Source organism: Parapedobacter deserti (genome assembly GCF_042646065.1).
GTDB lineage: Bacteria > Bacteroidota > Bacteroidia > Sphingobacteriales > Sphingobacteriaceae > Parapedobacter > Parapedobacter deserti.
In genome coordinates, this window is the sequence record NZ_JBHRTA010000062.1 from 63,318 (window position 1) to 76,991 (window position 13,674).

At 48.5% G+C, this 13,674-nt stretch carries 12 protein-coding genes; 1 reads left to right on the forward strand and 11 read right to left on the reverse strand.

Annotated elements, in window-relative coordinates:
* Positions 1–5: 5 nt before the first annotated feature.
* The gene (locus ACFOET_RS20405) at positions 6–2,204 is read left to right on the forward strand and encodes a bifunctional alpha,alpha-trehalose-phosphate synthase (UDP-forming)/trehalose-phosphatase (RefSeq protein WP_379026189.1); all 2,199 of its coding nucleotides are present in this window, start codon (positions 6–8) and stop codon (positions 2,202–2,204) included.
* Here ACFOET_RS20405 and ACFOET_RS20410 read toward each other — a convergent pair.
* From ACFOET_RS20410 to ACFOET_RS20460, 11 genes are all read right to left on the reverse strand, one after another.
* Positions 2,201–3,988, reverse strand: a complete 1,788-nt coding sequence (locus ACFOET_RS20410) for a glycoside hydrolase family 15 protein (protein WP_379026191.1) — start codon at positions 3,986–3,988, stop codon at positions 2,201–2,203. The genes ACFOET_RS20405 and ACFOET_RS20410 overlap by 4 nt on opposite strands.
* A 90-nt stretch (positions 3,989–4,078) precedes the next feature.
* Positions 4,079–4,858: a metallophosphoesterase family protein gene (locus ACFOET_RS20415; protein WP_379026193.1), complete on the reverse strand. Its 780-nt coding sequence runs from the start codon at positions 4,856–4,858 to the stop codon at positions 4,079–4,081.
* Between the two features lie 10 nt (positions 4,859–4,868).
* A complete protein-coding gene (locus ACFOET_RS20420) occupies positions 4,869–5,597 on the reverse strand; it encodes a nucleotidyltransferase (protein WP_379026195.1) in 729 nt (242 codons plus the stop codon).
* Positions 5,598–5,693: 96 nt separating this feature from the next.
* Entirely contained in the window at positions 5,694–6,194 is a 501-nt protein-coding gene (locus ACFOET_RS20425) for a GNAT family N-acetyltransferase (protein ID WP_379026197.1), read from the reverse strand.
* A gap of 118 nt (positions 6,195–6,312) precedes the next feature.
* Entirely contained in the window at positions 6,313–7,497 is a 1,185-nt protein-coding gene (locus tag ACFOET_RS20430; RefSeq protein ID WP_379026199.1) for a M20 metallopeptidase family protein, read from the reverse strand.
* Positions 7,498–7,508: 11 nt separating this feature from the next.
* The gene (locus ACFOET_RS20435) at positions 7,509–7,955 is read right to left on the reverse strand and encodes an SPOR domain-containing protein (protein WP_379026201.1); all 447 of its coding nucleotides are present in this window, start codon (positions 7,953–7,955) and stop codon (positions 7,509–7,511) included.
* Between the two features lie 12 nt (positions 7,956–7,967).
* The gene (gene secA / locus ACFOET_RS20440; protein WP_379026203.1) at positions 7,968–11,258 is read right to left on the reverse strand and encodes a preprotein translocase subunit SecA; all 3,291 of its coding nucleotides are present in this window, start codon (positions 11,256–11,258) and stop codon (positions 7,968–7,970) included.
* A gap of 133 nt (positions 11,259–11,391) precedes the next feature.
* On the reverse strand, positions 11,392–12,261 hold the full coding sequence (locus ACFOET_RS20445; RefSeq protein ID WP_379026205.1) for a 1,4-dihydroxy-6-naphthoate synthase: 870 nt from the start codon (positions 12,259–12,261) through the stop codon (positions 11,392–11,394).
* Positions 12,258–12,524, reverse strand: a complete 267-nt coding sequence (locus ACFOET_RS20450) for a hypothetical protein (RefSeq protein ID WP_379026207.1) — start codon at positions 12,522–12,524, stop codon at positions 12,258–12,260. The genes ACFOET_RS20445 and ACFOET_RS20450 overlap by 4 nt, the downstream gene beginning before the upstream one ends.
* Before the next feature lie 10 nt (positions 12,525–12,534).
* Complete coding sequence (surE, locus tag ACFOET_RS20455; RefSeq protein WP_379026209.1) at positions 12,535–13,311, reverse strand: 5'/3'-nucleotidase SurE; 777 nt, start codon at positions 13,309–13,311, stop codon at positions 12,535–12,537.
* 85 nt (positions 13,312–13,396) lie between these two features.
* Positions 13,397–13,582 (reverse strand): CsbD family protein, encoded by a 186-nt coding sequence (locus ACFOET_RS20460; RefSeq protein WP_379026211.1) that lies wholly within the window; start codon positions 13,580–13,582, stop codon positions 13,397–13,399.
* Positions 13,583–13,674: the final 92 nt, after the last annotated feature.

Sequence of the window (13,674 nt, forward strand, 5' to 3'; positions counted from 1 at the left end):
ACAACGTGAGTAAGACTATCATTGTATCAAACCGTTTGCCTATTAAAATTATCGAAGAAGGTGACGGTTATGCATTACAACCCAGTGAGGGCGGATTAGCGACCGGATTAGCGTCGATACATGCTCAAGGTGAAAATACCTGGATCGGCTGGCCCGGAGTTGCCGTCGATGATCAAGCACAGCGGTCACACTTTACATCGTTATTGAAAGAAAGGCGCTTAGTTCCCCTTTTTTTGAGCGAGGAAGAGATCAAGGGTTTTTATGAAGGGTTTTCGAACGAGGTGCTGTGGCCCATTTTCCATTATTTGCCTTCCTATGCAAACTATGACCTCGCTAATTGGGAGACTTATGTGCGCGTGAACGAAAAATTTCGTGACTTGATCATCGAGCATGCAACGCCCGATGACACGATTTGGGTTCACGACTACCAGCTCCTTTTGCTTCCTGGCCTACTCCGCGATGCGCTTCCTGATGCTTCCATCGGCTTTTTTCAACACATTCCTTTTCCGTCGCAGGAGCTTTTCCGGCTCATCCCCTGGCGAAAAGAATTGTTACAGGGTATGTTAGGAGCTGATTTGCTCGGCTTTCATACGTTCGATGACGTTTGCCATTTTGTTAGCTCGGCTACCCGTCTCACCCCAACCAACAACAACTCCAACCGGCTGGAAGTGGATGGACGAACGGTTTTTGCAGAACCGTTCCCCATGGGCATCGACGCTAAGCGGTTTGCTGAATTATCTGCTGAGGAAGCGGTGCAAAACCGTATCGCTGAACTGAGAGCAACGTTTGCCGAGCAGAAAATCATCCTAACTATAGATCGATTGGATTATAGTAAAGGTATCCTTCAACGGTTAGAGGCCTTCGAACTTTTCTTGCAGGAGAACCCCGCTTTCCATAAACAGGTAACCTTGTATATGGTAGTGGTTCCATCGCGCGATACAGTGCCCCAGTACCGGGAACTTAAAGATCAAATAGACCGGTTGGTAGGCCATATCAATGCACAATACGGGGTATATGACTGGTATCCGGTAGCCTATTTTTACCACGGCTACCCTGTTGAAGAAATATCGGCATTGTACAACGTGGCTGACGTTTGTTTAGTGACGCCGATGCGTGATGGAATGAACCTTGTGAGCAAAGAATATATAGCTAGCAGGAACGACAATTCGGGCGTGCTAATTCTAAGCGAAATGGCGGGAGCAGCCAAAGAGCTCCTTGACGCCTTGGTCGTAAACCCGAATGACATCCATGACATCCGCAGCGCATTGCTGCAAGCCTTAAACATGCCGATGGCAGAAATGAACAGACGTATGAAATCCATGCGTACCATTGTATTTAAATTTAACGTGCAACACTGGGCAAATCTATTTATGAACAGACTTCAAGAAATAAAGAACGTACAATCGACTACAAAAGCCAGGCTTGTTGGTGCAAGCATAGAGGAACATATTATCACTTCTTATCGAAACGCAAGCAGCCGCCTGCTATTGCTCGACTACGACGGCACTTTAGTAGGCTTTCAGGATGACATCGACAAGGCCTCACCAGACGAGGAACTTTACCAATTACTCGATATGCTGGAAGCCGACGTACATAACCACCTGGTCATCATCAGTGGACGGAAACACAGTACCCTTGAAAAGTGGTTTTGCGGCAAAGCCTATAGCTTGGTGGCCGAACATGGTGTCTGGACGAAAGAGCCCGGAATGGAATGGCGGCTCAAAAGCGGGCTTTCCAACACCTGGAAAGAAGAAGTAGGTGCGCTCATGGAGTCTTATGCAGACCGCACACCGGGCGCATTCGTTGAAGAAAAAAGCTTTTCGCTTGCCTGGCATTATCGCAAAGTACAACGCGATCTGGGGCCTCTTCTGGCACATGAGCTGATCGATAGCTTACGGGATTACTCCGCCGCGTACGGACTACAACTGTTAGACGGCGACAAGGTAGTTGAGATTCGGAGCGCCGAAGTGAACAAAGGCCGGGCGACACTGGATATCCTCCACGAAAACAGGTACGACTTTATCCTATCAATAGGCGACGATCGCACTGATGAAGACACCTTCCAGGCATTGCCTCCGGATGCATATACCATCAAAGTAGGAACGGAAGTTTCCACTGCGCGGTTTTACCTCAAGAAACAGCAAGACGTGCGCGTTTTGCTGGGAAAACTTGCGCGCGTATCAGGCGCACCGGGAGCTCTTTAACCGACGAAGATGGGACGATCAAGTTTCGTCGCTATACGGTAAGCCGCATTCATCAGCCCGACATGGCTGTAAGCTTGGGGAAAATTGCCCCATTGGCTTCCATTCGATTCATCGACATCCTCGCTGAAGAGCATGAGGTGATTGGCATAGGTCAGCAACCTTTCGAACGTTGTGATGGCTTCGTCCACGCGGCCTACGCTGGCCAGTGCTTCCACATACCAAAATGCACAGATGAGGAACGTAGATTTTGGTTTGCCGAAGTCATCCGCGTGTAGGTAACGGTAAAAGAGTCCTTGTGGGGTTTTCAGTTCACGTTCCAACGCCTCAAGATGGGCGCGGGCTCTCTCCGACGAGGGGTCAAGGTAGTGCATCACGATCAATTGTAGGGTGCTGGCATCCAAATGTGGACTGCCTACCGCATTGGTATACACCCGTCGATCCGCATCGTAACATGCTTCGATGTAATGCTCGGCACGCTTCATTAGCGCCTCTGCCCGTTCAATTAATTGCTGGTCACCGATGACCCTCCCGATTTTGCACGCCGCCGAACTTCCCGCCCACTGAAAAAGATTCGAATAGCAGTGATGATTGGCGAAATTCCTGAATTCCCAGATACCGGCGTCCTTTTCGTCAATGGTCTTTTCGATCTTTCGGAGAATGTAGTCTACCCAACGTCCTGCGTCCGACCGTTCCTTGAAAACGAATCGGTAGTCTGTATATAGCGGTAGCAATGCAATCATTGCTTGCCCATATACGTCATTTTGGATATGCTCATAAGCCTGATTGCCGATCCGCACCGGCTTGTTTCCTTGATAACCGCTCAGATTATCCAGGATCCGCTCAGTCAATTCAACCTGCCCGCTTATTCCGTAAAGTGGTTGTAACCTGCCACTATTGGCGTGTGTAATGTTGGTGATGTAGTGCGCGTACAGTTCCATTTCCTCAAACTGACCGATATGGTTTAGCGCCGTGAGCACGTAGTAGCTGTCGCGCAACCAACAATAGCGGTAGTCCCAATTGCGTCCGCTCCCCGGGTGTTCGGGAAGGCTGGTCGTACCCGCGGCAATGATGGCTCCCGTATCTTCATACTGGTGAATCTTCAAGGCGAGTGCCGAACGGATAACCGCCTCTTGGTGAAACGGGGCAATCGTAGCATGCTTTATCCACCTACGCCAGTAACCTACCGTCTCCCGAAGAAAGTGCTCAACAGTGCGTTCGAGCGGTGCCTCCAAAGGCTGTCCATATGTAAGCACCAAATACTTGGTCTCACTCAACACAAACGGCTCCTCACCGAAAAAATGGCTTATTGAAACATCGGTCGTCAGCCGCATCCGCTCTACGCCATTGCTGAATTCCACGTGGTTGCTTCCTCGGAATTTATCGAACGCACGTTGACCGTATTGGCTCATTGGTTCACAGATCACACGAATTCGTGGATTGCCAGCCAATGGCTCAATTTTCCGGATGAGCATCAAGGGTTTGAAATAACGCTCGTATTGCCTGAAACGGGGAGCAAAGTCCGTAATCCGGTAGCTCCCGTCGGCAGTGGTGATTTCCGTGCAAAGCACGTTTGTATTTTCGGTATAATATTGGTCACTCGTGAATTCGGCCGAGGGCTGTATGGAAAACCGACCTCCCCTATCTGTATCCAATAGCCCCCCGAATATAAATGAGCTGTCAAACGATGGCCAACATAACCAAGATATGTTTGTGTCCGTTTGTATGTGTGCTAAGTAAGCACAATTTCCGATGATCCCACTATTATAAACGTGCCGGTCTCCCATGTTTTGACAATTTTTGGTTTAAAGCGAAAATGCCTTAAGGCCTCAAAAATAGAAAAACAATGAGCAAAACCAACAACCGTCTGCGCTTTGTTACTTAATCACCGCTCCCGCGGTTTCCTCCTCCACGGCCTCCACTTCCATAAGATGAAAAGGATATTGCATACCCTGGCGAGCCAATACCGGCAACGAAACATTCCATACTTTCGTCCCGTCGGGAGTTTCGCCCTCGTATTTCCCCATGTGGGCATGTCCGTGAAACACGGCCATTACCTTAGTTCGTTGAAGTGGTTCCAACAATCTCGAGGAACCTAAGAACGGATAGATTTCCAAGGGTTCGCCTTCCACAGTCTCGGGGATCGGAGCGTAGTGCATAACAGCTATCTTACTGATCTCGTCGCGGTGCTGTCCTAACCGCGACAAGGCCCGTTCCAGTTTCAACCCTTCATCAACCGCTTCCTGCACAAATGATTTCATCATATCTTCGCCGAACCGCGAAAGCATACGCGCACCAAACCCTCCACCAAAGCCCTTAATTCCTGCAAAACCGACTCCGCTTATGATTGTGGATTCCCCATCCAGCACATGCATGTTAGCTTCTTGGAGCACTGCCTTAATGGTTTTATGCCGGCCCTTTTCATAATCATGATTGCCCAGTACACCTACCAGGGGCATGTTGCATCCTTTTAACTCTTCAACAAACAGTGCTGCCTCATCCTCATCCCCCGTGTCCGTAATATCACCCGCAACCACTAAAATATCAGCGACTTTGTTGATCGCTGCAAAGAAATCTTTCCATTTGCCACGATCTGTTTCGCGCACATGCAAATCCCCGATCGCAGCTATCTTTATTGTTTTCTTTTCCTTTTCCATGAGCTTGTCGTCATACCGTTTTTATCGTATATGCTTTATAATTCCACTCTTTGATATCCACTTCATATTGCGTTTGATCAATCAATGGGCCTCTACACACCTTTTCCAATGAGGACGGCAAATCGTACTGTTCTCTTGCCCGGGTAAGCAGGTCATGAAACAACCAGTCGGGTATGATGCTGCGGTAATCGGATGGATATACAAACTGAAAGATCAGCAGCTGTGCCAACAACAGGTGCCAATGCGTATCCAGCCGCTTCCAGAGTCTTGTCCAATCCAACCGATGGCCGGTTCTCAATAGCAGGTGATTTACGTCCGCACTGTCGTTTCTTTCCCGGTTCTGCACGTATATCTTGCACCAAATCAGTTCCTCCGGCGGAATAAACCGGACCGGTACGCCGTAGAAATTACCTTCTTCCGCATATGCATACCATGTATCATCCACTTTACAGATATTATTTACCGTATCAAAAATAATGTCAATAAAGTGGTCGTCTTTAAACACCTTAGCCAGCCATCTTGAATCAGTTAGCTCTGTGCTATATCCGTTGTCGGCAAAGCACTTAAGGATTTTCGGATATTCATGTGGCTGGCAGAAAATATCCAGGTCTTTGGTGGCCCGGTGCACATCGGTATAGTGGACAACTGCATATCCACCTCCAACCATAAACTCGCATTGATTGCTTTGCAATAAAGCTAACGCATCGCAATAAAAGGAAATTAGATTTTTATTAATCATCTGCGCTCATCAAGTATACAGTCCCAAGCGGGAAAGCTTCCTGTTGAGAGACAATCATCGGGACGGCATTGTTTGCAGTTACCCCAAAAAACGATGTTAAGGTAGCTGTTTCTGCATTACATAGTCATTCAGAACATAGCCGTGGTATGGGATTTCCACAGCTTCAACTACCTTAAACCCCTCGCGCTCATAAAATGCCTTAGCCGGATTGTATTGATAGACATTCAATTCGAGGCAGTGGAGATCAGCCGTCAATGCAATTTGAGCAACATAATCGATCAAAAGCTTACCAATTCCTTTCTTTTGCTCGGAAGGCAGCACGTAAAGTTTCTCAATACGCATGATGCTGCGGACGGACGGCTTTGGCTGAAACCCGACAAATCCGATCGCGTCGCCATTCCTTTTTGCCAGACAGAAGCGTTGCCCTGCAGCCATCTGATTCCGCAATGCGTCAAAGGAATATATTGCCTTTAACATAAAGTCGATCTGGTCATGCGGCAGCAGCTTGGCATAGGCGGGCCACCAGATTTCGTGTGCCAGTCTGTTAATGACAAATACCTCGTCTAACGTCGCTATGCAGATGGTAATATCGTTCATCGGTTATCAGCTTTCGCCCCGACCGGCTAATGCCTACGATTTCCAAGGCAATCAGGGCCGGCCTCCTGGTCTCCTTCGACAACGTGATGCGGAGGCATAGGGGTGTTGCGAAGAAATATCAGTTGCCCAGTTGCCGCAATGCGATATAAGCCATCAGTCCAGTGCTCAATGCCAACGCATGCTCATCGATATCGAATTTCGGCGTGTGCACCGCAGAAGTAATACCCTTTTGCGCATTGCCAGTGCCCAATCGATAAAAGCAGGCAGCGGAGGCTTGAGAATAATAGGCAAAATCCTCACCCGCCATCCAAATGTCTAAATCCACTACATTTTCACTGCCAAGGAACTCTCCTGCATAACCGCGCACCCTTCCGGTCAGTTCCTCTTCGTTAGTGAGAAACGGATATCCCACACGAACTTCGAAATCACAAGCTGCTCCCATGCTTTCGGCAATGCCTTCCGCCATTTTTTTCATTCGCGTATGGGCCTCCTTCCGCCAGTCCTCGTCAAACGTGCGAAACGTGCCCTCAAGATATACCTCGTCGGGAATTATATTAGTCGCCCCGTTGGCGATGACTTTTCCGAAAGACAACACGGTCGGCATCTTGGGGTCTGCGCCCCTGCTGACTATTTGCTGTAAAGCTGTGATGATATGCGCCGTGATAACCACCGGATCAATATTCTGCTGCGGTTGCGCTCCATGCCCGCCTTTTCCCCGCACCGTCACATATAGTTCATCGGTGGACGCCATGTATTTGCCTGCACGGAACCCCACTTTGCCCACAGGAATCAGCGGCATTACGTGTTGCCCGATCACGGCTTGAGGAACAGGGTTTTGCAATACACCTTCTTTGATCATCAAGCTTGCTCCTCCAGGAAGCCGCTCCTCCCCGGGCTGAAAAATCAGTTTGACAGTCCCTCCAAATTCAGCCTTTAACGACTGAAGGATATGAGCGGTCCCTAACAAAGAAGCCGTATGCACATCATGCCCACAGGCATGCATAACGCCGGGTTTCTTCGAGCCGTATTCACGGCCTGGCATTTCGGTAATTGGAAGCGCATCCATATCTGCGCGTAGCGCAATCACCTTATCGGAAGGCCGTTCGCCGATAATGTGAGCTACCAACCCGGTATTAGCCATGGAAACATAGGGTACGCTCAGTTCATCCAACTCGGCCTTTATAAAGGCTGATGTCTCGTATTCTTCAAATGACAACTCAGGATACTGATGAAGGTGTCTCCGTTGAGCCACTGTTTTCCCATAGATTTGGGTGGCGAGCGCTTTAATCCTATCTTTCATCATCAGCCCTTCGATCATTGGTAGACATAGATTTCCTCGGTAAAGATAAACACGTTATTGAATTGCTTACGCAGCCCCTGCATCAATTCCTGCGCGTCAGCCCTACTTTTAAAGTCGCCCACCTTAACCCGGTAGTTGGGCTCTTCGTAACTCACATAGGTGTCAATATCCTTATACAACCTTTTAAAGCGGGCTTGCTCGGCATACGCTTCCGAACGATCACTCCCTGAATAAATCTGGACCCGGAAGCCCATCGCTGTCGTACGGGTAGCGTTTTTCCTGTCAACAGCTGGTTTACTTGAAGTGGCCCTCGCTGTAATATTAGTTCCCATCCGATTCCGTTGCATCAGACTAATCAAAGGGTCTGCCACTACTTCTACTTGTCCTTTTTTCTGCGCATACCCAGACAGGACTGCCACACACACAAACACAGCAAGGAGTACGATGCCTTTTTTAGTCATTTCCTATTTCTTTTACGCCCCGTGGCAATTTTTGTATTTCTTACCGCTTCCGCAAGGACAGGGGTCGTTTCTACCAACTTTCTGCTCATTGCGGATGGGTTGGGTCCGTTGAATTTCGCGCGTATCCTGAGCCGGCGCACCACCTCCAGACGCAACGAGCTCGGGTTTGGAAGTCTTTACGCGTGTTTCCTGCCTTGGCAACGGCCGCGCCTCACGAACATCCTGCGGCTGTTGGTTCGGGATTTCGCCTTTGAACAGGAAGCCAACCAGATCCTTGTTCATGTTGACCAGCATCTGTTTGAATAAATTGAAGGCTTCCATCTTATAGATGATGATCGGATCCTTCTGCTCATATACCGCATTTTGTACAGATTGCTTCAATTCATCCATGTCCCTCAAGTGCTCTTTCCACGCTTCATCAATCAAGGCGAGCACAACCCCTTTTTCAAACGACTTAAACACTTCGGTCCCGCCTGACTCAACTGCCTTTTTCAAGTTTGTCGCCACTTGTATACCCCGTAGGCCATCAGAGAACGGGACCACAATGTTTTCAATCTGCTCCCCCCGCGTAGCGAAGACGTCTGTCAATACCGGTAGCGTTTGCTTAGCAGTGCGATTGGCTTTCTCCTGATAATAAGCACTTATCTGAGCGAAAAGCCTGTCGGTAAGCGCAGTGATATTGCTGTTTGCAAACGCTTCGGCGTCAATATCGGGATCCAAGGAGAATATACGAATAACCTCCAATTGAAAATCTTCATAGGTGCCTGTTTCCTTATAAGTTGCCACCACGTCTTCAACCACATCAAAAATGGTATTGTTCAACTCCACATCAAGACGTTCGCCAAACAGAGCATTTTTACGCTTGGCATAAATTACCGTACGCTGGGAGTTCATTACGTCGTCGTATTCCAGCAGCCGCTTACGTATCCCAAAGTTATTTTCCTCCACTTTCTTTTGCGCCCGTTCAATCGACTTAGTCAGCATGCTGTGCTGCATCACCTCGCCTTCTTGAACACCCATGCGCACCATAATGTTGGAGATCCGCTCAGATGCAAACAAGCGCATCAAGGGGTCTTCAAGCGACACGAAAAACTGGGACGAACCGGGGTCTCCTTGCCGGCCTGCACGCCCCCTCAGCTGCCGGTCTACCCGGCGTGACTCATGGCGTTCCGTGCCGATGATTGCCAAACCGCCCGCTTCTCTTACCCCCGGGCCGAGCTTGATATCCGTACCACGGCCTGCCATGTTTGTCGCAATGGTGACCATACCCGCTTGCCCAGCCTCAGCCACAATATCGGCCTCGCGTTGGTGCAGTTTTGCATTCAACACGTTGTGTCTCACACCACGAAGTTTAAGCATGCGGCTCAACAACTCGGAAATTTCCACGGATGTGGTACCAACCAGCACAGGCCGCCCCTCTTGCGTAAGCTTATGAATTTCCTCAACGACAGCGTTGTACTTTTCGCGCGCGGTGCGGTAAATCAAATCATGCTTATCCTCGCGTTGCGTCACAACGTTAGTTGGAATCTCAACCACGTCCAGTTTATAAATTTGCCAGAGCTCACCTGCCTCCGTAATCGCTGTACCGGTCATACCTGCCAGCTTGTGATACATACGGAAATAATTTTGCAGCGTGATGGTGGCATAGGTCTGGGTGGCGTCTTCAACTTTTACATTTTCTTTCGCCTCTATGGCTTGGTGCAAGCCATCGGAATAACGACGGCCTTCCATGATCCGGCCGGTCTGTTCATCCACGATTTTGACTTTACCTTCGTCAATGATATATTCATCATCACGCTCAAACAACGTATACGCTTTGAGCAGTTGGTTGACCGAATGGATTCGTTCGGACTTGATCGAAAAATCGCGCATCAACTCTTCTTTCTTTGCTAGTCTTTCCTCGGGGCTGAGCGACGATTTCTCGATCTCGGCTACGTCAGTGCCCACGTCCGGCATAATGAAGAAATTGGGATCTTCTCCCGAAGCGGTGATCAACTCGATGCCTTTTTCCGTCAGTTCGACCTGATTGTTCTTTTCATCGATGATAAAATAAAGCTCGGCGTCTACCTTGTGCATATTCTTGCTTTGTTCCTGCAAGTAATAGTTTTCTGTTTTCTGGAGGATCTGGCGGTTGTTTCCCTCACTCAGAAATTTAATAAGCGCCTTATTTTTGGGTAACCCGCGGTGCGCACGCAAAAGCGCCAGCCCACCTCCTTCTACACCGGTATCACCATTTGCGATAGCCCGCTTTGCCTCATTAAGCACTCCGTTGATAAACGCTTTCTGTGTGTTGACTAAGCGTTCAATGCGGGGCTTAAGCTCATAAAATTCATGCTGATCACCGCGCGGTATTGGGCCGGAGATAATCAGCGGTGTTCGGGCATCGTCGATCAAAACCGAGTCTACCTCGTCCACCATTGCAAAGTGCAGCTTGCGCTGGACCAGCGCTTCGGGCGCCTGTGCCATATTATCGCGCAGGTAATCGAAGCCGAATTCATTATTGGTGCCAAACACGATGTCTGCCGCATACGCGTTGCGACGGGCCGGCGAGTTCGGTTGATGTTTATCAATACAATCAACCCGCAACCCATGGAATTCAAACAATGGTCCATTCCACTCGGAATCGCGCCGTGCGAGGTAGTCGTTTACGGTGACGATATGAACGCCTTGACCGGACAATGCATTCAGGTAGGCAGGAAGGGTACCTACTAAGGTTTTACCTTCACCAGTGGCCATTTCGGCGATTTTACCTTCATGGAGTACAATACCACCGATCAACTGCACGTCGTAGTGTATCATGTTCCATGTAACTTCGCTGCCGGCAGCTAACCATGTATTCTTCCATATTGCCTTGTCGCCGACAATCTGCACGTTCGGTTTTGCCGCGGCGATTTCACGGTCGAAGTCCGATGCGGCTACTTCCAACTCCTTGTTTTCGGTAAACCGTCGGGCGGTTTCTTTTACCACGGCGAACGCTTCAGGAAGCAGTTGCAGCAGAATTTCTTCCAATTTCTGATCGCGCTCTTTCCCCAACTTGTCAACCTTATCGTAGATCGCCGTTTTTTCGGTCATATCGACCCCTTCCTGCTCCGCTTCACGCTTCAGCTCCGCAATCTCTTTGTCAATATCAGTGAGGTATTCAGCTATGCGCTGTTTAAAATCAGCTGTCTTTGCTCGGAGTTCATCGTTTGTCAGACTTTCAAGCTTTGGATATTCCGCCTTGATTTTTTCCAACAAAGGCTGAACATGCTTGATGTCCCGTTCAGATTTGCTTCCGAATATTTTACTTAGGAATGTTAACATTTTCTATCTTTTACTAGATGACGTACCATATTGTTCAACAATAACACCAAAAAACCCCCGCGCCGCCAATATGGCATAATGGGCAAAGTTAATTATTAGATTTGAGAATTTGGCATACGAATGGGCCAACAGCTTAGGCGGAAAACAAAAACAATTCGTTGGCGGTCTGGGGTACAAGCCCTAGTTGCCATGCCTTTTCAAAAAGCGTCCGGATCGCCGCGCGTCCTTCTTCGCCGAGAGCCAGCGAATATCTATTCACATAAAGCTCGATGTGCTTATACATGACCGCTTCGCTCATCTCCTGCGCATGCGAACGGACAAAATCGATACTCGACTTAGGATTAGCAAACGCATATTCCACGCTCCGACGGATCGCGGTATCAACTCGGTGCTTCACCTCGTCAGGCAGTCCCCGTTTGACGACAATGCCCCCCAATGGGATGGGAGCGCTGGCCATTTTTTCCCAGAAATCGCCCAAATCGACCACCTGGTATAGTCCTTTATTTTGAAAGGTAAACCGGTTTTCATGGATAATCAGACCGAGATCAATCCGCTCATCCAGCAACGCCTGTTCAATGTCCGAAAACAATAGCTCATGTCTATTAGTCAACCCGGGGTATGCCAACCCTAACAAAAAATTTGCTGTCGTATACTTCCCCGGAATCCCTACCTTCAACTCACTGCCGCTTACCGTCCATTGATCACTGGCGTACGCCAATTGCTCCGCTAACCCCTTTTGCTTGCAAATCAGGAGAGGTCCGACACCAAACCCCAGTGCGCTGCCTGCGTTTAACAGCACATAGTCTTCCACTGCAAAGGCATAAGCATGATAACTGAGTTTGGTGACATCCAATTCACCGTTGAACGCCTTCTGATTTAGCGTCTCGACATCCTCATAATATACATCGAAATTTAGTCCCTCGGTATCTATCTTGCGATGAATTAACGCATCGAAAATAAACGTGTCGTTGGGACAGGGCGAAAATCCAAGCGTCAGTTTCATTCCAGAGACAAATTCTGTGTAAAAATCAACCACAATGCTGCCGCAAAGGTAATCAACACAACGCCATGGGCACTCTTCTCAAGCGTATTCCGATAGAAGAACCGTACAAGTAGCAGGTTTATGAGCGCTGAGACGGCGTATAAACCCAAGGGCCTGACACCGATCGTTATAGCCAATGGTGGGGTAAGCAACATGATGAAATATGCGATGGACGGAGCCAACAGTCCGATGATTGAACCAAATAAAAAAGAATTTTTCTTCACTTCAATAAAATCAATCGGTTTTAAAGTCCCAGGAGTTGAGTATAGGTATGGCATGATGAGCAGTCATATCAAATTGAACGGGCACCACGGAGACAAAACCATTTTGCAGGGCCCATACATCCGTGTCTTCACCTTTGTCGCGCAGCTGAAATACGCCGGTAAGCCAATAATAACCTCGGTTGCTGGGATCGCGCCGTTCATCAAATTCTTCGGCCCACTTGGCATCAGCTTGGCGGCAGACCTTTATTCCCTTGATTCGATCTACTTTCGGGAAGTTAACGTTAAGCAGCGTACCCTTGGGTAGTCCGTTTGTCAAAACCTGCTCCGTAAGCTGCCGTACATAAGGTCTGCATTGCGAAAAATCTGCATCGAACTCTAGATCATCGTAGGAAAACCCAATGGAAGGAATGTCTTCGATGGCCCCTTCAACCGCAGCAGACATGGTACCCGAGTAAAGCACATTGATTGAGTTGTTAAGCCCGTGATTGATACCCGACACACAGATGTCAGGCTTCCTTCCTTTGAATACCTTGTTTACTGCCAGTTTCACGCAGTCTACCGGTGTCCCTGAACATTTGTACATTTCTACCTCCGGATAAATATAAATCCGGTCAATGCGTAAGGGTTTACCTATGGTTATGGCATGTCCGGTGCCGGATTGAGGCCCTTCCGGTGCGACCACGGTTACATCGCCTATCTTTTGCATTTCCTCAATCAATACCTTGATGCCTGGCGCGGTAATTCCATCGTCATTGACAACGAGAATTGCAGGTCGTTTTTTAACCATGGGCCTAAGTTAATAAGAAAAACTAAGTTAAAAGAAAAAGCGCCGCCGACAATCACCGGCGACGCTTCTTCTAAACTTTGCGTCATTATAACGAATTTAGCCAATCGACCACCTCGTCACGTGCCTTTCCCGTCTTTCTTTGGATGCGACCGATCAACTCATCTTCCTGCCCTTCTTCGTACAGCAGGTCATCATCCGTCAAATCTGCGTATTGCTGCTTAGCTTTTCCTTTAAGCTCGTTCCAGTTTCCTTTTAACTTCAAGTTGCTCATAATAATTCGTGTTAAGTGATTACTAAACAACAAACAACCACGCAGCACAAAAGTTTGAAAACAAAGAGAGACGGCCACCTTTATGGGGTGGC

Excerpts from the sequence above, each read along its gene's own strand:
- ACFOET_RS20410 (WP_379026191.1), bottom strand. The coding sequence starts at position 3,988 with ATGGGAGACCGGCACGTTTATAATAGTGGGATCATCGGAAATTGTGCT.
- ACFOET_RS20415 (WP_379026193.1), bottom strand. The coding sequence starts at position 4,858 with ATGGAAAAGGAAAAGAAAACAATAAAGATAGCTGCGATCGGGGATTTG.
- ACFOET_RS20420 (WP_379026195.1), bottom strand. The coding sequence starts at position 5,597 with ATGATTAATAAAAATCTAATTTCCTTTTATTGCGATGCGTTAGCTTTA.
- ACFOET_RS20425 (WP_379026197.1), bottom strand. The coding sequence starts at position 6,194 with ATGAACGATATTACCATCTGCATAGCGACGTTAGACGAGGTATTTGTC.
- ACFOET_RS20430 (WP_379026199.1), bottom strand. The coding sequence starts at position 7,497 with ATGATGAAAGATAGGATTAAAGCGCTCGCCACCCAAATCTATGGGAAA.
- ACFOET_RS20435 (WP_379026201.1), bottom strand. The coding sequence starts at position 7,955 with ATGACTAAAAAAGGCATCGTACTCCTTGCTGTGTTTGTGTGTGTGGCA.
- secA (WP_379026203.1), bottom strand. The coding sequence starts at position 11,258 with ATGTTAACATTCCTAAGTAAAATATTCGGAAGCAAATCTGAACGGGAC.
- ACFOET_RS20445 (WP_379026205.1), bottom strand. The coding sequence starts at position 12,261 with ATGAAACTGACGCTTGGATTTTCGCCCTGTCCCAACGACACGTTTATT.
- surE (WP_379026209.1), bottom strand. The coding sequence starts at position 13,311 with ATGGTTAAAAAACGACCTGCAATTCTCGTTGTCAATGACGATGGAATT.
- ACFOET_RS20460 (WP_379026211.1), bottom strand. The coding sequence starts at position 13,582 with ATGAGCAACTTGAAGTTAAAAGGAAACTGGAACGAGCTTAAAGGAAAA.